This is a genomic window from Chryseobacterium urinae, from assembly GCF_030518295.1.
In the GTDB taxonomy this organism is placed as follows: domain Bacteria; phylum Bacteroidota; class Bacteroidia; order Flavobacteriales; family Weeksellaceae; genus Chryseobacterium; species Chryseobacterium mucoviscidosis.
Window position 1 is genome coordinate 1 of sequence record NZ_JAULSJ010000075.1, and the last position, 2,090, is coordinate 2,090.

2 protein-coding genes and 1 pseudogene are annotated in these 2,090 nt (G+C 59.4%); 2 read left to right on the forward strand and 1 reads right to left on the reverse strand.

Annotation, left to right across the window (positions count from 1 at the left end; translation table 11 throughout):
• Positions 1 to 57: 57 nt before the first annotated feature.
• Both sul2 and QWT87_RS20970 read left to right on the forward strand, forming a co-directional pair.
• Entirely contained in the window at positions 58 to 873 is an 816-nt protein-coding gene (sul2, locus tag QWT87_RS20965; protein ID WP_001043260.1) for a sulfonamide-resistant dihydropteroate synthase Sul2, read from the forward strand.
• Between the two features lie 86 nt (positions 874 to 959).
• The gene (locus tag QWT87_RS20970) at positions 960 to 1,262 is read left to right on the forward strand and encodes a phosphoglucosamine mutase (RefSeq protein ID WP_000251875.1); all 303 of its coding nucleotides are present in this window, start codon (positions 960 to 962) and stop codon (positions 1,260 to 1,262) included.
• Positions 1,263 to 1,437: 175 nt separating this feature from the next.
• On the opposite strand, the pseudogene QWT87_RS20975 reads toward QWT87_RS20970, so the two are convergent.
• Positions 1,438 to 2,090 (reverse strand): annotated as a pseudogene (locus tag QWT87_RS20975) (IS91-like element ISCR2 family transposase); the annotation flags it as partial.

A 2,090-nucleotide genomic window follows, 5' to 3' on the forward strand; every position in this document is an offset into this window, starting at 1 on the left:
TCTTTAAACATCCTAATTAACTACCTGCGGATTTTAGGTATTATTATAGAAGCCCCCATGAATAAATCGCTCATCATTTTCGGCATCGTCAACATAACCTCGGACAGTTTCTCCGATGGAGGCCGGTATCTGGCGCCAGACGCAGCCATTGCGCAGGCGCGTAAGCTGATGGCCGAGGGGGCAGATGTGATCGACCTCGGTCCGGCATCCAGCAATCCCGACGCCGCGCCTGTTTCGTCCGACACAGAAATCGCGCGTATCGCGCCGGTGCTGGACGCGCTCAAGGCAGATGGCATTCCCGTCTCGCTCGACAGTTATCAACCCGCGACGCAAGCCTATGCCTTGTCGCGTGGTGTGGCCTATCTCAATGATATTCGCGGTTTTCCAGACGCTGCGTTCTATCCGCAATTGGCGAAATCATCTGCCAAACTCGTCGTTATGCATTCGGTGCAAGACGGGCAGGCAGATCGGCGCGAGGCACCCGCTGGCGACATCATGGATCACATTGCGGCGTTCTTTGACGCGCGCATCGCGGCGCTGACGGGTGCCGGTATCAAACGCAACCGCCTTGTCCTTGATCCCGGCATGGGGTTTTTTCTGGGGGCTGCTCCCGAAACCTCGCTCTCGGTGCTGGCGCGGTTCGATGAATTGCGGCTGCGCTTCGATTTGCCGGTGCTTCTGTCTGTTTCGCGCAAATCCTTTCTGCGCGCGCTCACAGGCCGTGGTCCGGGGGATGTCGGGGCCGCGACACTCGCTGCAGAGCTTGCCGCCGCCGCAGGTGGAGCTGACTTCATCCGCACACACGAGCCGCGCCCCTTGCGCGACGGGCTGGCGGTATTGGCGGCGCTGAAAGAAACCGCAAGAATTCGTTAACTGCACATTCGGGATATTTCTCTATATTCGCGGTTCAGCAGGCATGTCCCCTTTGAGGGCGACCCGACGACAGGATAATCGACCTTATGGTGCGCAAATATTTCGGCACAGACGGTATTCGTGGCAAAGCCAACGAAGGCGCGATGACGGCGGAAACCGCCTTGCGCGTCGGCATGGCGGCTGGCCGTGTCTTTCGTCGCGGTGACCACCGCCATCGTGTCGTGATCGGCAAGGATACGCGCCTGTCGGGCTATATGCTTGAACCCGCGCTCACAGCCGGTTTCACCTCGATGGGCATGGACGTATTCCTTTTTGGCCCGCTGCCGACAACGTATAGGAAGAATAAACGCCCTTTTCACCCAAGTCCAACAGCTTTGGACCGCAGTTGACTCTTTCGACACCCCTGCGATGCAACCCAATCCGGCTGACGGGGAGCCAGCAACGCTGAAAATTTACCCTCCTCTTTCCCACTAGCGGCTCCTTTTCCGACAACCAGCACGGCGGATCCCTGCCGCGGCGCTGTGAACGCAGCATTTTGATTGGTATCGTTGGCCTTCAGGCTCGTCAGTCAAACAGACCCAGGAGCAGCTCAGCCGGTGGCGCCCGGCTTTCGGGTAACGCCCTGGTCCCGCTGGTTTCGGCTTTGTGCTTCAGGTGATCAAGGATCTGCTTGATCACTATAGGGTCTTCAATGCAGGCGATGACTTTCATGGCGCCGCCGCAGCCGCTGCAGGTCTCGATGTCGATATTGAAAACACGCTTGAGCCGTTGCGCCCATGTCATCGACGCTCGCCGTTGTGCTGGTGTTGCCGGTTCATCAGCCACCCTGACCTTGTTGCCCCTGCCCCGTTTTGCCGGCGTGACCAACGCCCGGTGCCGACTGTTGGGTGCGAACACCCCGTGGAAGCGGGTTAGGTTGACTCTGGGCTTCGGTACCAGGGCGGCCAGCCTTGCAATGAAATCCAATGGTTCGAAAATGACGTGCGTGGTGCCGTCCCGGTACGGCGTCTTGAGCTGGTAGCGCACGTTGCCGCCTCGTGTTAACGACAGCCGCTTCTCGGATACCGCCGGGCGGCTGATGTACCGGCACAGCCGTTCGAGCTTCTTGCGTTCATCGGCCCTGGCCGCCACGCCGGCGTGCAGGCTGGACCCGGCTACCTTGCCAATCCCGTCACCGAACGGATCACCACTGGTCGGCAGAGTTTGCAAAGTGAACA

Excerpts from the sequence above, each read along its gene's own strand:
- sul2 (WP_001043260.1), top strand. The coding sequence starts at position 58 with ATGAATAAATCGCTCATCATTTTCGGCATCGTCAACATAACCTCGGAC.
- QWT87_RS20970 (WP_000251875.1), top strand. The coding sequence starts at position 960 with ATGGTGCGCAAATATTTCGGCACAGACGGTATTCGTGGCAAAGCCAAC.